At 64.9% G+C, this 18,535-nt stretch carries 16 protein-coding genes; 3 read left to right on the forward strand and 13 right to left on the reverse strand.

Annotated features, from left to right (window positions below):
* Positions 1-2: 2 nt before the first annotated feature.
* The 10 genes from doeB to VGN93_RS22250 form a co-directional block, all read right to left on the reverse strand.
* A complete protein-coding gene (gene doeB, locus VGN93_RS22205) occupies positions 3-995 on the reverse strand; it encodes a N(2)-acetyl-L-2,4-diaminobutanoate deacetylase DoeB (RefSeq protein ID WP_327509186.1) in 993 nt (330 codons plus the stop codon).
* 3 nt (positions 996-998) lie between these two features.
* Positions 999-2,180, reverse strand: a complete 1,182-nt coding sequence (doeA, locus tag VGN93_RS22210; RefSeq protein ID WP_327509187.1) for an ectoine hydrolase DoeA — start codon at positions 2,178-2,180, stop codon at positions 999-1,001.
* A gap of 34 nt (positions 2,181-2,214) precedes the next feature.
* Positions 2,215-3,207: an ectoine utilization protein EutC gene (eutC, locus tag VGN93_RS22215; RefSeq protein WP_327509188.1), complete on the reverse strand. Its 993-nt coding sequence runs from the start codon at positions 3,205-3,207 to the stop codon at positions 2,215-2,217.
* Positions 3,204-4,205, reverse strand: a complete 1,002-nt coding sequence (eutB, locus tag VGN93_RS22220) for a hydroxyectoine utilization dehydratase EutB (protein WP_327509189.1) — start codon at positions 4,203-4,205, stop codon at positions 3,204-3,206. Before eutB ends, eutC begins: the two co-directional genes overlap by 4 nt.
* A 3-nt stretch (positions 4,206-4,208) precedes the next feature.
* Positions 4,209-4,985 (reverse strand): ectoine utilization protein EutA, encoded by a 777-nt coding sequence (gene eutA, locus VGN93_RS22225; RefSeq protein WP_327509190.1) that lies wholly within the window; start codon positions 4,983-4,985, stop codon positions 4,209-4,211.
* Positions 4,985-5,647 carry an ectoine/hydroxyectoine ABC transporter permease subunit EhuD gene (gene ehuD, locus VGN93_RS22230; RefSeq protein ID WP_327509191.1) on the reverse strand — a complete coding sequence of 221 codons (663 nt, stop codon included), beginning with the start codon at positions 5,645-5,647 and terminating at the stop codon, positions 4,985-4,987. Before ehuD ends, eutA begins: the two co-directional genes overlap by 1 nt.
* Before the next feature lie 2 nt (positions 5,648-5,649).
* Positions 5,650-6,309 carry an ectoine/hydroxyectoine ABC transporter permease subunit EhuC gene (gene ehuC / locus VGN93_RS22235; protein ID WP_327509192.1) on the reverse strand — a complete coding sequence of 220 codons (660 nt, stop codon included), beginning with the start codon at positions 6,307-6,309 and terminating at the stop codon, positions 5,650-5,652.
* A 247-nt stretch (positions 6,310-6,556) separates the two neighbouring features.
* Positions 6,557-7,408 (reverse strand): ectoine/hydroxyectoine ABC transporter substrate-binding protein EhuB, encoded by an 852-nt coding sequence (ehuB, locus tag VGN93_RS22240; protein WP_319314267.1) that lies wholly within the window; start codon positions 7,406-7,408, stop codon positions 6,557-6,559.
* A 56-nt stretch (positions 7,409-7,464) separates the two neighbouring features.
* Positions 7,465-8,250: an ectoine/hydroxyectoine ABC transporter ATP-binding protein EhuA gene (gene ehuA / locus VGN93_RS22245; protein ID WP_327509193.1), complete on the reverse strand. Its 786-nt coding sequence runs from the start codon at positions 8,248-8,250 to the stop codon at positions 7,465-7,467.
* A gap of 119 nt (positions 8,251-8,369) precedes the next feature.
* Positions 8,370-9,791, reverse strand: a complete 1,422-nt coding sequence (locus VGN93_RS22250; protein ID WP_327509194.1) for a PLP-dependent aminotransferase family protein — start codon at positions 9,789-9,791, stop codon at positions 8,370-8,372.
* 66 nt (positions 9,792-9,857) lie between these two features.
* Here VGN93_RS22250 and VGN93_RS22255 point away from each other — a divergent pair, with 66 nt between their 5' ends.
* The 3 genes from VGN93_RS22255 to VGN93_RS22265 all read left to right on the forward strand — a co-directional run bounded on the left by VGN93_RS22255 (position 9,858) and on the right by VGN93_RS22265 (position 13,492).
* Positions 9,858-10,340, forward strand: a complete 483-nt coding sequence (locus VGN93_RS22255; protein WP_327509195.1) for an Lrp/AsnC family transcriptional regulator — start codon at positions 9,858-9,860, stop codon at positions 10,338-10,340.
* Between the two features lie 120 nt (positions 10,341-10,460).
* Positions 10,461-11,957: an NAD-dependent succinate-semialdehyde dehydrogenase gene (locus tag VGN93_RS22260; RefSeq protein ID WP_327509196.1), complete on the forward strand. Its 1,497-nt coding sequence runs from the start codon at positions 10,461-10,463 to the stop codon at positions 11,955-11,957.
* A gap of 161 nt (positions 11,958-12,118) precedes the next feature.
* Positions 12,119-13,492, forward strand: coding sequence for an aspartate aminotransferase family protein (locus VGN93_RS22265; protein ID WP_327509197.1), 1,374 nt, complete (start codon positions 12,119-12,121; stop codon positions 13,490-13,492).
* A 48-nt stretch (positions 13,493-13,540) separates the two neighbouring features.
* On the opposite strand, the gene VGN93_RS22270 is transcribed toward VGN93_RS22265, so the two are convergent.
* From VGN93_RS22270 to VGN93_RS22280, 3 genes are all read right to left on the reverse strand, one after another.
* Positions 13,541-15,340, reverse strand: a complete 1,800-nt coding sequence (locus VGN93_RS22270; RefSeq protein WP_327509198.1) for an NAD(P)/FAD-dependent oxidoreductase — start codon at positions 15,338-15,340, stop codon at positions 13,541-13,543.
* A gap of 65 nt (positions 15,341-15,405) precedes the next feature.
* Positions 15,406-16,479 carry a 2,3-butanediol dehydrogenase gene (locus VGN93_RS22275; protein WP_327509199.1) on the reverse strand — a complete coding sequence of 358 codons (1,074 nt, stop codon included), beginning with the start codon at positions 16,477-16,479 and terminating at the stop codon, positions 15,406-15,408.
* 161 nt (positions 16,480-16,640) lie between these two features.
* A complete protein-coding gene (locus tag VGN93_RS22280; protein ID WP_327509200.1) occupies positions 16,641-18,503 on the reverse strand; it encodes a sigma-54-dependent Fis family transcriptional regulator in 1,863 nt (620 codons plus the stop codon).
* Positions 18,504-18,535 lie beyond the last annotated feature (32 nt).

Consider the following 18,535-nt stretch of genomic DNA (forward strand, 5'->3'; position numbering starts at 1 on the left):
CGTCAATCGACCACGGCCGCCAGCACGCTGACGCAATCACCGGATTTGACGAGGCCGGGGAAATGGCGGGCGGCGAGGATGCCATCCATCTTCGCCTTCACCTCCAGAGGGGCCACGCCCGTGCGCCCGACCGGATAGATGCGGGCGACGACGTCGCCATTCTTCACCCGGTCGCCGAGATCGTAGAGCGGCTCGATAAGGCCTCCGTCTTCGGCAAAGGAGAAACAATTGCCATCCGGCATGTCGAGCCAGGTCGTGTCCGTGGCCTCGACCGCACCCTTCAGGATGCCGGCCGCCTTCAGCACATTGGCGACACCCGTCTTGGCGATGCCGGCGCTCTTTGCCGTCGCCGTCCCGCCGCCGCCGAGTTCGGTGGTGACGAAGATTTTCCCCATCTCTTCGGCCGCCGTGTCGTACATGCCGACGGCGTCGATCTCGAGCATCTTCATTGACCAGGGCGCGCCGAAGGCGCTGACGAGGTCGAAAGCCTTTGCCTCCTGCGCCTTGTCGGGCAGGATGTGCGCGGCGCAGAAGGGCAGGAAATCCAGCGTCTTGCCGCCCGAATGGAAGTCGAGCACGATATCGGCCAATGGCAACAAGGTGCGCTGGAAATAATCGGCGATCTTCGGCGTGACCGTGCCGTCCGGCGCGCCCGGAAAGCTTCGGTTCATGTTGCCCTTGTCGATCGGCGAGGTGCGCGTGCCAGCCAGGAACGCCGGATAGTTCATCGCCGGCACGATGATGACGCGGCCGGAAACATCCTCCGCCTTCAGCGTACGGGCGAGATCGAAGAGCGCGATCGGCCCCTCATATTCGTCGCCATGGTTGCCGCCGGTGAGAAGGGCCGTCGGCCCCTCCCCGTTCTTCACCACCGTCGCCGGGATCATCACCGAGCCCCAGGCGGAATCGTCCCGGCTGTAGGGCAGGCGCAAAAAGCCGTGCTGCACGCCCTCGGCCGAAAAATCGACCGTGGGACTGATGGGAGAGGCACGCATGGCTCAGTCCTTCACGAGAAGCTTGCGCGGCACATTGGCCAGGCACTCGACACCGGTCTCGGTGATCAAAATGCTTTCCGTCGTCTCGAAGCCCATGTCTTCCAGCCAGAGGCCGGTCATGAAATGGAAGGTCATGCCGGGCTTGAGTTCGCTCTTGTCGCCGGGGCGCAGGCTCATCGTGCGCTCGCCCCAGTCCGGCGGGTAGGAAACGCCGATCGGGTAGCCCGTGCGGTTGTCCTTCACGATGCCGTATTTCTTCAGCACGCCGAAGAAGGCGTTGGCGATATCCTCGCAGGTATTGCCCGGCTTGGCGACCGCAAGTCCCGCCTCCATGCCTTCGAGCGTCGCCTTTTCCGCATCGATGAAGGCCTGCGTCGGCTTGCCGAGGAAGACGGTGCGCGACAGCGGCACGTGATACCGATGATAGCAGCCGGCGATCTCGAAGAAGGTGCCCTCGCCGGATTTCATCGGCCGGTCGTCCCAGGTGAGATGCGGCGCGGAGGCCTCGACGCCGGAGGGCAGCAGCGGCACGATCGCCGGATAATCGCCGCCGATGCCATCGACGCCACGCGTGCCGGCATCGTAGATCTCGGCGACCAGATCGCATTTGCGCATGCCGACTTCGATCTTGTCGAAGATGCGCTGGTGCATGGCTTCGACGATACGCGCGGCATTGCGCATATATTTGATCTCGGTCGCGCTCTTCACCGCGCGCTGCCAGTTGACGAGTGCCGTGGCATCGACGAAGCGGGCATTCGGCAGGTGTTTTATGAGCGAGGCGAAGGCGGCCGCGGAGAACCAGTAATTGTCCATCTCGACGCCGATGGTGAGCTTGTCGAGGCCGCGTTCGGTGAGCTTGGCCGAGAGGTAATCCATCGGGTGACGCTCGGTGGACTGCACGTAGTTGTCGGGATAGCCGATGATGTTTTCGTGTTTCAGGTAGGCGGTGAACTTCGCGCCATTGGCATCCTGGCCGCGGCCGTACCAGATCGGCTCGCCGGTCGGCGGCACGACGACGCACTGGTGCACGTAGAAGGACCAGCCGTCATAGCCCGTCAGCCAGTTCATGTTCGACGGATCGCTACAGATCAGCACGTCGATGCCCTTGGCCTCCATGGCCTTCCGCGTCTTTTGAAGACGTGCTTCATACTCCGGAAGTGAGAACTTCAGGTTCGCTTGTTTCATCGGTGTTTCCTCTATACCCGGCGAAAAGCCGGTCTCAACTCTCGAAGGTCGTGCCCGCACCCGCCGCAGCCGCGCGGGCGGCGGCAAGCGTTGCGATGGCCGTGTCCTGGATGCCCGTGCCGGTGAGATCCGCCACGGTGATCTGCTCGGGGCCGGTGCGGCCCGGTTTGCGCCCGGCGATGATCTCGCCGAGTTCGGGGAAGGTGGTGCCTTCGGTGACAAGCCCCGCCTCGATGGCATGGTGCAATTCGCCGAGCCGGCGCGTCTGTTTCAGACTGTCGGCGACATAGAGGCCGGCGCCGGTAATGACCGACGGCTCCATCTCGTTCTTGTGCTCGGCATCCGAGCCCATGGCGGTGATATGCTGGCCCGGCCGGAGCCACTCGGCCTTGAGGATCGGCGTTTCGGATGGCGTGGTAGTAACGATGACATCCGCACCATCGACCGCCGCCCTGCCGTCGGCTTCGGCACGAACCGGGAAGCCGAGTTTCAGCGCCAATTCCGCCGCAACCGCCTCGGCCTTTGCCGCATCGCGCGCCCAGATGCGGGCTTCACGGATCGGGCGCACGAGGCTCAGCGCTTCCAGTTGCAGCTTCGCCTGCATGCCGGCACCGAAGATGGCGGCGACCGCGGCATCGGTGCGTGAAAGGTATCGTGCCGCAACGGCGCCGGCGGCGGCCGTGCGTACATCCGTCAGGTAGCCGTTGTCGAGCAGCACGGCCTGCACGAGTCCGGTCTTCGTCGAAAACAGCACCATCAGGCCGTTTGTGCTCGGCAGGCCGATCTTCGGATTGTCGAAGAAGCCGGGGCTGATCTTGATGGCGAAACCATCGAGGCCGGGCACATAGGCGGTCTTCACGTCCACCTCCGCCCGCTGCTCCGGAATATCGAGCCGCAGGATCGGCGGCATGACGACGGCCTTGGTGGCGAGCGCGTGGAACGCCTCTTCCACGCAGGCGATCGCCTCCAGGTCGAGGGGGACGATGCGCCTGAGGTCCGCTTCGGTCAGTATCTTCATCTTCGTCACGCCGCGTCCTCCGCAAACGGATCGGCCTCGCCGTTGATGACCCGCTGGTGCAGGCCCATGTCGACGTTGCGGCCGGAAAGAATGACGGCCACGGGGCCGTCGAGTTTGCCGAGACGACCGGAAAGCAGCGCAGCGATGCCGACCGCAGCCCCTCCCTCGATCACCTCGCGTTCTTGCGTATAGGCATGCCGCATGCCCGCCGCGATCTCGGCTTCCGACAGCAGGATCACCCCGTCGAGCAGCGCATGGCACATGCGGAAGGTCACGGCATTGTCAAGCCCGATGCCACCGCCGAGCGAATCCGCAAGGCTCGCCAGTTCCTCGACCTGTACCGGCCGCCCTGCATCGAGGCTCGCCTTCATCGCCGCGCCGCGCTCCATCGTGAGGCCGATGACTCGTGTCCCGGGCGAGCGCCCCTTCACCGCTGCGGCAACGCCCGCGGCAAGCCCGCCGCCGGACAGCGGCACGAGCACGGTGGCAACGTCCGGCATGGCCTCGACGATCTCCAGGCCAAGCGTGCCCTGCCCCGCGACGACGGCGGGATTGTCGAAGGGCGGCACCATGACGAGGCCATCCTCGGCGACCAGCCTGTCCACCTCGACCTGCGCCTCGTCCTGCGACCGGCCGACGATGCGGACATGCGCGCCGAGCCGGCGGATTTCCGCCACCTTGTTTTCCGGCACGAGGCGGGACATGCAGATCGTCGCGACCGAGCCTTCGGCCTTGGCAGCGTGGGCAAGCGCGCGGCCGTGATTGCCGGTGGAGGCGGCCACGACGCCCCTCGCCCGTTCCTCCGGCGAAAGCGAGAGCACAGCATTCGTGGCACCCCGCAGCTTGAAGCTGCCGGTCGTCTGGTGGTGTTCGAGCTTCAGGCCCACCGGCACGCCGCAGCGTTCGGAAAGCGATGCCGACAGCACGAAGGGCGTGCGCAGGATGCGGCCCTCGATGCGCCGGGCAGCCTGTTCGATATCGGCCAATGTCACGGGAAGGTTTGTCATGGCTTACCGACCCGGATAGGCGAGCGTCATCAGCCGGCCAAGCTCCGGCCAAGCCGCATCGTCGCCGCACAACCGCAGGCAGGCCCAGGCGGTCGCAAGGTTGCTGGTCACGACCGGCTTGCCGATGGCGGCCTCGATTTCCGCCGCGACGCCCGCCGCGCGCACAGCCGTGCAGGAGATGAAGAGCGCATCGCAGTCCGGGGCGGTCGCTTCCTTCGCGAAGGCGACGATCTCCGCGGGAGAAATCCGCGCCATCTCGCGATCGTCCGTCAGGCCGAGGCAGGTGAAGCGGGCAATGTCGAAACCGAGCGCGATAAAATAGTCCGCCATCGGCTTGCTGGTTTCGATCGTATAGGGCGTCAGGACCGAGATCCGCTTCGCACCGAAGGCCTTCAGTGCGGAAACGGCCGCGGCCGTCGGCGTCACCACAGCGGCTGTCGGCTTGGCCGCCTTCACCGCCGCCTTTACCGCGGCGTCACCGATGACGACCGAAGCGGACGTGCAGGAATACATGACGACATCGAGCGGTTCACCCGGCAGGATGAGCGCCGCGCCGGCCGTCAGCGAAGGCTGCATGGCGCGCAGGTTCTCCGGCGTCACCGGATTGGCATAGGGGATGCGGGTCGCATAGACGCCGATACGCTCATTTGCCACCATGCGCTGGAAATCCACTTCCGTCGTGTGGTCGGTCGCAAGGATGATCAGGCCGACGCGCTTTGCGAGCGTACGTTCGTCGAGTTTTGGCGCGCGGGAGGTGAGAACAAGGTCGAGAGTTTGCATCAGCGTTCCTCCACCCGGGCATAACGCTCTTCCAGCCAGCGCAGCAAGACGACGGAGATCAGGCTCATGATCAGGAAGAAGATGCCGACCATCGTCATCGGTTCGATATAGCGATAGCTGCTGTTGGCGACGCTCTTTGCCTGGTTCATCAGCTCCAGCACGGTGATGGCGGAGAGCAGCGGCGTTTCCTTGAACATGGCGATCAGATAATTGGCGAGCGCCGGGATCATCGGCGGGATGGCCTGCGGCAGGACCACGTGGATCCAGGTCTGGCGGGCGGAAAGGTTCGTCGCCTTCGCCGCCTCCCACTGGCCGCGCGGCACGTTCTCGATGCCGGCGCGATAGACTTCCGCTGCATAGGTGCCGTAGTGCACGCCGAGCCCGATGACACCGGCCAGCAGCGCCGGCAGGCGGATGCCGATATCCGGCAGCACGTAGAAGATGAAGTAGAGCTGCACGAGCAGCGGCGTGCCGCGGATGAACTCGACGATGAAGCTGGTGGTGCGCGCGATCGGCTTCGGCGCGGTCATGCGCAGGATGGCAAAGACGAGGCCGACGACGGCGGCGACGGCAGCACCCAGCACGGTGGCAAGAAGGGTGATCTTCAGCCCCTCGAGCAGGGTCGGCATGATTTCCCAGACGAAATTCCAGTCCCATTCCATCGTCAGGTCCTCACGCCATCAAGGCCGCGGGTGACGCGACGCTCCAGCCAGCGCATGCCGGTGGAAATCGCCAGCGCCATCAGGAAATAGAGCACGAGGATCACCGCGAAGGGGATGAGCGTGCTGCCGGTCTGCGCACGCACGACCTGCGCCTGGAAGGTCATGTCGGTAAGCGAGATCAGCGAGACGACGGCCGTGCCCTTCAGGAGCTCGATCGCATTGTTGCCGAAGGTCGGCAGCATCAGCGGCAGCGCCTGCGGCAGGATGACATGGCGCATCGCCTGGCCGCGCGTCAGGTTGAGGGCCACGCAGGCCTCGCGCTGTTCCCGGCCGATCGCCTTGACCGCACCGCGCACCACCTCCGCCCCGTAAGCGCCGACATTCAGGCCCAAAGCGAGCACACCGGCCTGGAGCGGCGACAGCGTGACGCCGGCAAAGGGCAGCACGAAATAGACCCAGAAGAGCTGCACGAAGATCGAGGTGCCGCGGAAGAATTCGATATAGGTGGTGGCCAGCGCCCGGACCGCCATGAAGCGGCTGACGCGTCCGAGGCCGGCGACAAACGCCATGATGACGGCCAGCACCGAGCCCATAAGGGTGAGCTGAAGCGTCACGAGCGCGCCTTGCAGGATCAGCCCTATATAGCCGGACCAGTCGGTCATGGTGCGTGCAATCCCGTTGAAGCGAAAGCGAGAGGCAAGGCACCCCCCTCTGCCCTGCCGGGCATTTCCCCCTCTAGGGGGGAGATCGGCAGGACGCGAGGCTCTTGCCCCACCAGCGACAGCGGAGATGGGCGAAACGATGCTCCATCCAATCTCCCCCCTTGAGGGGGAGATGCCCGGCAGGGCAGAGGGGGGTGCGGTCGCGTCATATTAAATTGCCCAAATCCGTTGCCATTGGTTCTGACGCTTACTGTGCCGCGCAGAGCTTTTCGCGCGTCGTCGACATGGCGGCGGCGGCGGAGAAGCCGTAGGGCTCGATGAGCTTGGCGAAGTCGCCCGATTCCTTCAGCTTGGCGAGTTCGACGTCGAAGGCATCGCGCAACGCTTCTTCACCCTTCTTGAAGGCGGCGCCGTCGCAATAGACCGGAGCGCCTTCGACCGGGGCCACGACCTCGACATTCGGGTCGTTCGCCTTGGAAACGAGGTCGTTGATCGACAGCACCGGCAGCGAATAGACGTCGATGCGGCCGTCCTGCAGCATCTTCAGGCCACTCTGGCCATCCGGCACCACGATGACGCGGTCACGCGGCACGCCGGCTTCGAGCGCCAGCTTCTCTTCCGTGCCGCCGCCCGGCGCACCGATCTTGGCATCGGGATTGTCGGCGATATCCTTGTAGCTCTTGAGGCCGAGCGGGTTGCCCTTCTTCAGCGCAAAGGCTTCGGCATCGCAGAGGATCGGCTCCGAATAGGAAACGGCGGCGCAACGCTCCGGCTTCATGAAGAGGCCAGCGGTGATGACGTCGTGGCGGCCGGCCTGGAGACCGGGGATCATCGCGCCATATTCCGAGATCGACGCGACGATGTCCGCAACACCGAGGCGCTTGAAGACCTCGCGCGCGACGTCGGGGGCCGCACCCGAAACCTTGCCGTCCGCGGCAACCGCCGTGAACGGCGGCTCGTTGGCGATGGCGACGCGGGCGAAACCCTGTTCCTTCAGTTCCGCAAGCTTGCCGTCATCGGCCGAAGCCGGTGCGGCGGCGACGATTGCCATCAGTGCGCCGGCACCCGCGGCCATGGTCCAAAAATGTCTGCTCTTCATTGTTCCGAACTCCTCTGGTTGTTGCTTGGAGCAATTCTCTTGAGGTGCCTTGGCCCTCAGACGCGGTGCCCTGCCGCGATGATCTTGCGCAGGAAACTTTGTGTGCGTTCCTGCTTGGGATGGCTGAATATGTCGTCCGGCTTGCCTTCCTCGACGATCTTGCCGCGATCGAAGAACAGCACGCGGTCGGCGAAATCGTGCGCAAAACCCATTTCGTGGGTGACGAGCAGCATGGTCATGTCGGTCTCGGCGGCGAGCTTGCGCATGACGTTCAGCACCTCTTCCACGAGCTCGGGATCGAGCGCGGAGGTGACCTCGTCGAACAGCATGATCTTCGGCGAGAGCGCGAGAGCGCGGGCGATGGCGACACGCTGCTTCTGTCCGCCGGACAATTGGGCGGGCATGTTCTTCGCCTTGTCGGCGAGGCCCACCATGTCGAGAAGCTCCATCGCCCGCTTCTCGGCCGCCGCCCGCGCCACGCCCTTGGTCAGCATCGGCGCGAGCGTGACATTGTCGAGCACGCATTTGTGCGGGAAGAGATTGAAGTGCTGGAAGACCATGCCGATCTTCTCGCGCATCCTTTGCAGGTGGCGGTCGTCCGCCGGCACGAGGCTGCCGTTTTTCGGCATGTGGTAGAGCTGATCACCCTCGACCTCGATATGGCCGCCGCTGATCGTTTCCAGCGTCATCAGGATGCGCAGGATCGTCGTCTTGCCGGAGCCGGACGGGCCGATGAGGGCGAGCTTTTCGCCCGGCAGCACCTCCATCGACAATCCGTCGAGCACGGTCAGCGGGCCGTAGCGCTTCGTGATGTTGTCGATGCGAATGATGGGCGCAGCCATGCATGTCTCTCCCTGTTGAGACGTGATGCCTAACGATGCGCGGCGATCGAAATCATGTCAATCCGAATAATAATATCATGACAATTATTGTCTCTTCGCCTCTTTGGCAGGCATTTGCCTCAAATCGCGAGCAGCAATGCCTCCGGATTTCCGCTGGCCAGAGAAGCCAGAATGCCGAGGCCGGTGCGAAGTTCCTGTTCGGTGGTCGAGCCGAGCGAGATGCGCACGGCGGGATGCCAGCCCTGATCGGCGGTGCGGAAGGAGGAGCCGGGGGCGATGGCGACACCGCGCAGGCGCGCTTGCGAGACGAAGCCCTCTTCCGTATGCCCCTCCGGCAGCGGCAACCAGACATGCAGGCTCTGCGGATGCGCGCGGTAGGGCAGGCCCGCGAAGGTTTCCTCGGCAATGGCGTGCCGCGCGGCGAGCGCACGGCGCTGCCAGTTGACGAATTCCATCGCCGTGCCGTCGCTGACCCAGCGCGTGGCGATCTCGGCGATCGACGGCGTCGCCATCCAGTTCGAGACGAGGTGCCGGTTGGCGACGGCGGCGACATAGCGGTCGGGGGCTGCGAGATAACCGATGCGCAGGCCCGGCACCGTGATCTTGGTGAAACTGGTGACGTAGAGCGTGCGCTCCGGCGCATAGGCCGCGATCGGCGGCGCGCGGTTTTCGACCAGCGGACCCAGAATATCGTTCTCGATGATCGCAATGTCGTTGCGCCGCGCGACGTCCGCCAGCGCCTGCCGGCGTTCCGCGCTCATCAGCGTCGCGGTCGGGTTGATGACGGAAGGCTGGAGAAAGACGGCGCGGATCACGCCTTTCCGGCAGGCTTCGTCCAAAGCTTCGGGGATCATGCCGTCATGGTCGATCGGCAGGCCTTCGAGATGCAGGCCGAGATAGGTGGACAGCGGCACCAGCGTGTGGTGGCTGATCGCTTCCGTGGCGACCGTCGAGCCGGGCGGCGCGACGCTCATCAGCGCCACGGTCATGCCGGAGGTCGCGCCATTGGTGAGGCTGATGTTGAGCGGCGAAATGTCGAGGCCGCAGCGCGCCAGCCACTCGGCCGCTACGGCGCGATGGCGCGGGAACACCATGTTGGGCCGGAAGGACAGGGCGGAACTCGAGGGCAGGTTTTCCGCCAGCCAGCCGAAGGCCTCGCGCATACGCTCCAGATGCAATTGTTCGCAGACGGGCTTGAGGATCGACAGATCCACCAGCTCGCCGAGGCGTTCCGGCAGGTAGGGCGGTTCCGGCTCCTTCGGCCTTGTCTGCACGAAGGAGCCGCGGCCGATTTCACCGGAGATCAGGCCGCGACGGATCAGTTCGTCATAGGCGCGGCTGACGGTCTGCACGGAAAGTTTCAGGTCGTCGGCGAGCTTGCGGTGTGGCAGAAGGCGTGTACCGTTCGGCAGCAGCCCTTCCTGAATGGCGCGGGCGATCTGCTCGGCGAGCGAAAGGTAGGCCGGCCGGCGCAATTGGGATATATCGGGACGCCAATTTGTCATGATTTCAACAGTGCTCAAATTCAGTTCAATTGACAACGCTAAAATGGCTTTCCATGGTCTTTTTCCGAACTTTGACATGATACCCGCCCGGAGGGCGACCGCATGAAACTCGATGCCATCGACCTGCGCATCCTCGAAGCGATCCAGGAGAACGGGCGCATCACCAAGCTGGCGCTGGCGGAAAAGGCGGGCCTCTCGCCGACCCCCTGCTGGCTGCGGCTGCGCAAGCTGGAAAAGGCAGGCATCGTGACGGGCTACCACGCGCGGGTCGCGGTACGGCGGCTGGCGCCGGTCGCCAGCGTCATGATGGAGGTGACGCTGGCCAACCACCGGCAGGCGGATTTCGACCGGTTCGAGCGCGCGGTGGCGACGACGCCGGAGATCGTCGCCTGCTGGTCCGTCGGCGGCGGCGTCGATTACATCCTGAAGATCATGGCGCCCGATATCGACGCCTACCAGCGACTGGTCGACAGCCTGCTCGACCGCGAACTCGGCATCGACCGCTATTTCACCTACATCGTCACCAAGACGGTGAAGGAGGAGACCGTGCTGCCGCTGACGACGCTGCTGCCCTCCCCCGAATAGAGAGATTGTCTACGGCACGTCGCCCATTTGGCCAAAGTCTCTGCCGCCAAGCCCGGCAATAGACAATCTGTCGCCCCGCCTCTGGCAGACTCCCGGCCACTGAAGCCAGAGGAGGCCGCCATGACCGCCCAATTCGCCCGGACGACGTTCCACGACGCGCTTGCCCGCCTCGCCGATCCTCACCTGCGCCGCGACCTCGCCTATATCGGCGGGCGCTGGGTGGCGGGCCGCGAAGGCAACAGTTTTGCGGTGACCGACCCCGCCTCTGCCGCGACGCTCGCCTGGGTCGCATCGCTCGATGCCGAACAGACCACGGAGGCCATTTCGGCCGCGGCGCAGGCCTTTCCCGCCTGGCGGGACCTGCTGCCGCAGAGCCGCGCCGTCATTCTGCGCAAGTGGCACGGGCTGATCCTCGAAGCGCGCGAAGACCTCGCGCTGCTGATGACGCTCGAACAGGGCAAGCCGCTCGCCGAATCCCGCGGCGAGATCGACTACGCCGCCTCCTTCATCGAGTGGTATGCCGAGGAGGGAAAACGCCTCAATGCCGAGAGCGTGACCAGCCACCTGCCCGGCGCCGAGATGATCGTGCGCCGCGAGGCGCTCGGCGTCGTCGGCATCGTGACGCCGTGGAATTTTCCCTGCGCGATGATCACCCGCAAGGCCGCCGCAGCGCTCGCCGCCGGCTGCACGGTGGTCGCCCATCCCTCCAGCGAGACGCCGCTCTCGGCGCTCGCGCTTGCGGAACTTGGCGAGCGGGCCGGCATTCCGGCCGGCGTCTTCAACGTGGTGACGGGCGATGCGGCGACCATCGTCGGCCGCATGAACGCCGATGCCCGCGTGCGGGCGCTCAGCTTCACCGGCTCGACGGAAATCGGCAAGCTGATCGCCGGCCAGTGCGCGCAGACCATGAAGCGCCTCGTGATGGAACTCGGCGGCCATGCACCGCTCATCGTCTTCGCCGATGCCGATATCGACAAGGCGGCGGACATCGCGATCAATGCCAAGTTCGCGACATCCGGCCAGGATTGCCTCGCCGCCAACCGCATCTATGTCGAGCGCCCCGTGCTTGCCGCCTTCACCAAGGCCTTCAAGGCGCGCATCGAGGCGCTGAAGATCGGGGCCGGGCTGGAGGCGGGCGTCGAGATTGGCCCGCTGATGCATGAGCGCGCCATCGCCAAGGTGGAGGAACAGGTGGCCGATGCGCTCAAGCGCGGCGCAACGCTTCTGACCGGCGGCAGGCGCCACAAGGCCGGTCCGCTGTTCTACGAGCCGACGCTGCTGGCCGACGTCTCCGATGATACGCTGATCATGCGCGAAGAAACCTTCGGCCCCGTCGCCGCCGTCACCGCCTTCGACAGCGAAGCGGAAGTAGTCGCGCGCGCCAACGATACCGAATACGGCCTCGTCGCCTATGTCGTCACCGAAAACGGCGCCCGCCAGATGCGGCTTGCCCGCGCGCTGGAATACGGCATGGTGGCGGTCAACCGCGTGAAGATCACCGGTGGCCCGATCCCCTTCGGCGGCTGGAAACAATCCGGCCTCGGCCGCGAGGGTTCGCGCCACGGCATGGAGGCCTTCACCGAACTCAAATATCTCTGCATCGACACCGCCGCCTGATCCCGGCGCCCAACCTCTCCATCGTCATCCTCGGGCTTGACCCGAGGATCCATGTGGCACCTGGGTTGTGGATCCTCGGGTCAAGCCCGAGGATGACGGAGGGAAGATTGGACAGCTGTGGCCGGAAATCTTGAAACAAACCGACTTCGAAAGGAAAGACCATGCTCGACCAACGCAACGAACTGACCGCCTGGGACCGCGACCACTTCTTCCATCCCTCGACGCATATGGGCATGCACGCCCGCGGCGAAACGCCGACCCGCGTCATCGCGGGCGGCGAAGGCGTCTACATCACGGACAGCAACGGCAAGAAGAGCCTCGACGCCTTTGCCGGCCTCTATTGCGTCAATGTCGGCTACGGCCGCCAGAAGATCGCCGATGCGATCGCCGAGCAGGCCAAGAACCTCGCCTATTACCACGCCTATGTCGGCCACGGCACGGAAGCCTCGATCACGCTCTCCAAGATGATCATCGACCGCGCGCCGGAGGGCATGAGCCGTGTCTATTTCGGGCTTTCGGGCTCGGATGCCAACGAGACCAACATCAAGCTGATCTGGTACTACAACAACATTCTCGGCCGGCCGGAGAAGAAGAAGATCATCTCGCGCTGGCGCGGCTATCACGGTTCCGGCGTCATGACCGGCTCGCTGACCGGCCTTCACCTCTTCCATAATGCCTTCGACCTGCCGCGCGCGCCGATCCTGCACACGGAAGCCCCCTACTTCTTCCGCCGGCCGGATCGCTCGATGGACGAGGAGCAGTTCTCGCAATATTGCGCCGACAAGCTGGAGGAGATGATCCTCGCGGAAGGCCCGGACACGGTCGCCGCCTTCATCGGCGAGCCGATCCTCGGCACCGGCGGCATCGTGCCGCCGCCGAAGGGCTATTGGCAGAAGATCCAGGCCGTGCTCGACAAATACGACATCCTGCTTGTCGCCGACGAAGTCGTCACCGGCTTCGGCCGCCTCGGCACGATGTTCGGCTCGGACCATTACGGCATGAAGCCGGCTCTCATCACCATCGCCAAGGGCCTCACTTCCGCCTACGCTCCGCTCTCCGGCACCATCGTCTCGGACAAGATGTGGGACGTCCTGGTCAAGGGTTCGGACGAACTCGGCGCCATCGGCCATGGCTGGACCTATTCCTCGCATCCGATCTGCGCCGCCGCCGGCGTGGCCAATCTCGAACTGATCGACGAACTCGGCCTCGTCGAGAATGCCGGCTCGACGGGTGCCTATTTCCGTGGCGAACTGGCAAAGGCGGTCGGCGACCACAAACATGTCGGCGAGGTGCGCGGCGATGGCCTGATGGCGGCGATCGAATTCGTCGAGGACAAGGACGACCGTGCGTTCTTCGATCCGTCGAAGAAGATCGGCCCGCAGGTCTCCGCCGCCCTTCTGGAGCGCGGCGTCATCGGCCGCGCCATGCCGCAGGGCGATATCCTCGGCTTCGCGCCGCCGCTTTGCCTGACGAAGGGTGAAGCCGATATCGTGGTGAAGGCCGCAGCCGACGCGATCAAGTCGGTTCTCGGCTAAGCCATAGAAATCGGCGGGCAGCGACCAACGCTGCCCGCCGTTGCCGGCCTACTTCCGGTGATGCACCGGTTGGAGGGCGTAGACCGGCGTCGGGATGCCTTCCATGCGCGCCTTCAATTGCAGCGACAGATATTGTGAGTAGTGCCGCGACTGGTGCAGGTTGCCGCCGTGGAACCACAGCGCTTCCTGCTGCGTCGGCTTCCACATGTTGCGCTGCTCGCCTTCCCACGGCCCCGGATCCTTCGGCGTATCCGAGCCGAGGCCCCAGACCTTGCCCACCGTGTCCGCCGTCTGCTGGTCGATGAGATCGGCCACCCAGCCGTTCATCGAGCCGTAGCCGGTGGCATAGACGATGACGTCGGCCGGGATTTCCTTGCCATCGGAGAGTTTGATGGAATTCTCCGTGATCTCCTCCACCTGCCCGGCCGCAAGCTTGACCTTGCCGTCGATGATCAGCTGCGAGGCGCCGATGTCGATGTAATAGCCCGAGCCGCGGCGCAGGTACTTCATGAAGAGACCGGAGCCATCCGAACCCCAGTCGAGCTGGAAGCCCGCCTTTTCCAGCGCCGCGTAGAAGTCGGCGTCGCGCTCGCGCATCTTGTCGTAAAGCGGGATCTGGAACTCGTGCATGATCCGGTAGGGCAGCGAGGCAAAGATCAGATCGGCCTTGGCGGTCGTCACACCATTGGCCAGCGCCTGTTCGGAATAGAGCGAGCCCAGCCCGATATCCATCAGCGTGTCCGAGCGCACGATATGCGTCGTCGAGCGCTGGATCATGGTGACGTCGACGCCCGCCTCGTAGAGCGCGGCGCAGATGTCATGGGCCGAATTGTTCGAGCCGACGACCACGACCTTCTTGCCCTTGTAGCCATCCGGCCCCGGGTGCTGCGAGGAATGGTGCTGCTCGCCCTGGAACCGCTCGCGGCCCTTGAAATCCGGGATGTTCGCCTTGCCGGACATGCCTGTCGCGAAGACCAGCTGCTTCGGCCGAAGCACGACCTCCTCGCCGTCGCGGTCGACCACGATCGTCCATTCCTTCGCCGCCTCGTCCCATTTGGCGGATTTGGCGGTGGAGCGGGTCCAGTAGTTCAGCTCCATGACCTTGGTGTAGAATTCCAGCCAGTCGCCGATCTTGTCCTTCGGCGCGAAGACCGGCCAGTTCTTCGGGAAATCGATATAGGGCAGGTGGTCGTACCAGACGGGATCGTGCAGGCAGAGCGACTTGTAGCGCTTGCGCCAGCTGTCGCCCGGCCGGTCGTTCTTTTCGAGGATGATGGTGGGCACGCCGAGCTGGCGCAGCCGCGCGCCAAGCGCAATGCCGCCCTGCCCGCCGCCGATGATGACGGTATAGGGCTGCGTCTCGTAGCCGAGCGTGCGGGCCTCGTCCTCGCGCTCCTCCTTCCAGGTTTTCGCGCCGAGGTTCTGACCGTGTTTTGCGCCGAGCGGACGGGTGAAGCCGGATTTTTCCTCGTGGCCCTTCAGCTCGGAAAGCGCCGTCAGCAGCGTCCAGATCAGGCCGTCCTTGAAGCGCACCAGGCCATAACCGCGCCCGGTCGCCGTCTCGAAGGTGATCCAGCTTTCGAGCACGCCATCCGCCTCGGTCGCCGCTTCGCCGGGGGCGACGCTCCAGTTCGACGGCTTTGCGGTGGAAAGCTGCGCCTGCAGCATGTCGCGCACCTGGTCGCGGCCCTCGACGGTCTTGAGGTTCCAGGTGAAGGCGACGAGGTCGCGCCAGTAGCATTCCTCGGCAAAAAGATTGACGGCGTCGTCGATCCGGCCGGCTTCGAGTGCCGCGCCAAAGGTATCGAGAAGCGCCTGGATGCGGGTGGTCGGGGTTTTGTCGAGCATAGTTTCTCCTCCTGCTCAGTTTCAAAAACGGGGCGGCTCCTCAACCGCCCCGCAAGACGGATCGCCTATCGGGACAGGTCGATCAGAATTTTCAGATGTTTGCCGGCGGGATCGAGCAACTGGTCGAACCCTTCCGTGACGGCCTCGCTGAGCGAGACATATTTGGTGACGATGCGGCTCGCCGGGATTTGGCCGCTGGCGATGAGGCGCGCCACGCGCGGCCAGTAATGGGTCGGGTAGGCCCAGGAGCCGCGGATATCGATGTCCTTGAAGGTGACGTCGAACCAGTTCAGCGGGTTTTCGCCGGGGTGAAGCCCGGTCTGCACGACGACGCCCTGCTTGCGCACCGCATCGGCGCAGTTCTTCAGCGCATGTTCGTTGCCGACGCATTCGATGGCGACGTCGCAGCCGACGCCACCCTCCGTCTCGGCGCGGATGACATCCCCGACCTTCTCCGTCTTCGGGTTGATCGTGCGAACGTCGCCGAGCGCCTCCCGCGCCAGCGCGAGCCGCGTGTCGTTGAGGTCGGAGAGGAAGATCTGCGAGGCACCGGCGGCGCGTGCGGCCATGGCGACGAGAATGCCGATCGGCCCGGCGCCGGTGACAAGCACGCTGTTGCCGGCCGTCACCCCGCCGCGATCGCAGGCATAGACGGCGACTGCCGTCGGCTCGATCAGGGCTGCTTCCTGATCGGAAAGCGCATCCGGAATGGGCTGGACGTTGTAGTCGTTGAGAAGGGCCGCCTGCGCCATGCCGCCCGAATGCCAGGAGAGACCGGCGAGCGCGAGATTGCCGCTCAGGTGAAACAGGCCGCGATCGGCATAATAATCGCCGCTCCGTGGCATGATCAGCGGCTGGATCGACACCCGGTCTCCGGGCTTAACATGGGCCACGCCCTCGCCCACCGCCTTGACGACGCCGCCGAATTCATGGCCGAGGATCTGCGGTCCATGCGCACCGGTAAAGGGATGCGGCTCCTTCGGCACGAAGATCGGGCCATAGGCATATTCGTGCAGGTCCGTGCCGCAAATGCCGCAGAACCTGTTTTCCACCAGCACCTCGCCCGGACCGGGCGTGGGCGGTGTATCGACCTCCTCGATGCGCAAATCCTTGGCGGCGTAAAAGCGCAGAGCCTTCATTGGTTTTCCTCCTGTTGTTCTTGCAGAGGAGGTCAGCAAGTGGCATGCCAGAACGGAAAGCGGCCCGTTATTTTTGGTTTTTCAATGGCTTACAAAAGAGGCGACTTGGCAGGCGAAGCCGATGCAACAGGTCGCGCGCAACAGGTGTTGCAGCTGTTGCGTCAGTTGAGGCGCTTCAGGCGGCGGTGGATGGTGGAGCGGTTGACGCCGAGTTTGCGGGCGAGCGCGGAGACATTGTTGCCGCAGTCGCCGAGTGCCCGGCGCAGTTCGTCGTCATCCTGTGCTGCGGGTTCGGCAAAGAGGTGCTCCGGCAGGCAATCGATATCGATGAGATCGCCCTCCGCAAGGGCCGCCGCCACGCGCAGTGCGTTGGAGAGTTCGCGCAGATTGCCCGGCCAGTCATGCGACAGCAGGGCGGCGCGCGCCGCCTTGTCGATCCGGTAGGACTGGCCGTTTTCCTTCTCGATGCGACGAAGCAACTGGTCGAGCAGCCAGCCGAGATCCTGCCGGTCGCGCAGCGACGGCAAGGTCAGCGTCGCGGCGTTCAGGCGATAATAGAGGTCCTGGCGGAAACGGCCTTCCTTCACCAGGTGGGCGAGATCGCGGTGCGAGGCGGAGAGCACCCGCAGGCGAACCGCGCGTGCCTTCAGCGCGCCGACGGGCTGCACCTCGTTTTCCGAAAGCACACGCAGCAGCCGGCTTTGCAGGGCAAGCGGCATGTCGCCGATCTCGTCGAGGAACAGCGTGCCGCCGCTCGCCTCCTCGATGAGGCCGCGCTTGCCCTTCTGGCTGGCGCCGGTGAAGGCGCCGGGCGTGTAGCCGAAGAGTTCGGATTCGATGAGATGCTCGGGGATCGCCGCGCAATTGACCGCGACGAAAGTGCCGGGACTGCCGCAGCTGTCATGGATCGCGCGGGCCAGGAATTCCTTGCCGCTGCCGGTCGCGCCCTGGATGAGGATCGGGATATCGCGCGCCGCGAGTTTTGCCGCACGCGCCTGCACCCTTTCCATCGCGGTATCGCCGTTGCTCAGATCGCGCAGTGCGCGCGGCAGGCGCGGTTCCGGCACCGCGGGCGCGCGGATGCTGACGGCCGGGGCGATGGCACTGGCGAACAGCACCAGGCCGTTGCGGGCGCGCAGCAGCCGCTCGCCATTCGGCCGCCCGCGCATGAAGCGCGGCAGGTCGTCGATATCCATGTCGAAGACCTCGGAAATCGGCTGGCCGAGAAAATCGCGCGTTGCGACGCCGTGCATGTTCATCGAGCGTGCGAGCGCACCGAAACCGCCATGGGTCATGCCGGTGATGCGGCCGCTGCCGTCGAGCGCGATGGCCGCATCCGGATCGACATCGAGGAATTCCGGCGACCGGGCAAGGCGCAGCACCCAGTCGTTGCGGGTGCGCGTCATCAGGTTGGCGAGTTCGATACGCCGCGTGGTGGAGGCCACGAGATGCAGCGCCAGCTGCTGGCTCGCCTTGGCGGTCGGCGAGCGGAGCTGCGATATGTCGAGCACGGCCGTCAGGGCACCCAGCGTGTCGAAGACCGGGGCTGCGGTACAGGTGAGCCCGATATGGCTGGTATCGAAGTGATCGTCCTGGTGGATGATGACGGGTTCGCCCGAGACGATGCAGGCGCCGACCGCGCAGGTGCCGGCCCGGTTCTCCGACCATTCGGAACCGAGATAGAGCCCTGCCCTTCGCAGCTGGTTGTCGAAGGTCGGGTCGCCCATGAAATCGACGGTGACGCCGCGCGCATCCGACAGCAGCAGCACATAGTTCTGCTCGGCGATCTGGTTGAACAGCGTCTCGAGGCCGGAGCGGCCGATACGGATCAGCTCTTCCGCCTGCTCGCGATGTTCGCGCAGCTTCACTTCCGGCACGATATAGGCTTCCTGCGCGACGGTCGGATCGAGCTTGTAATCGTGCAGGCAGCGCAGCCAGGACTGGATGACCGGCGCATCGCGCGGGCTGACGGCGCCCATTGCGACGCGTTCGATCTCACGAATGTGCGACAGCGTCGACACCATGCATCAATCCTCCCGCGCGCATGGTCGCACAG

It is taken from the genome of Shinella sp., assembly GCF_035998705.1.
Classification (GTDB): domain Bacteria; phylum Pseudomonadota; class Alphaproteobacteria; order Rhizobiales; family Rhizobiaceae; genus Shinella.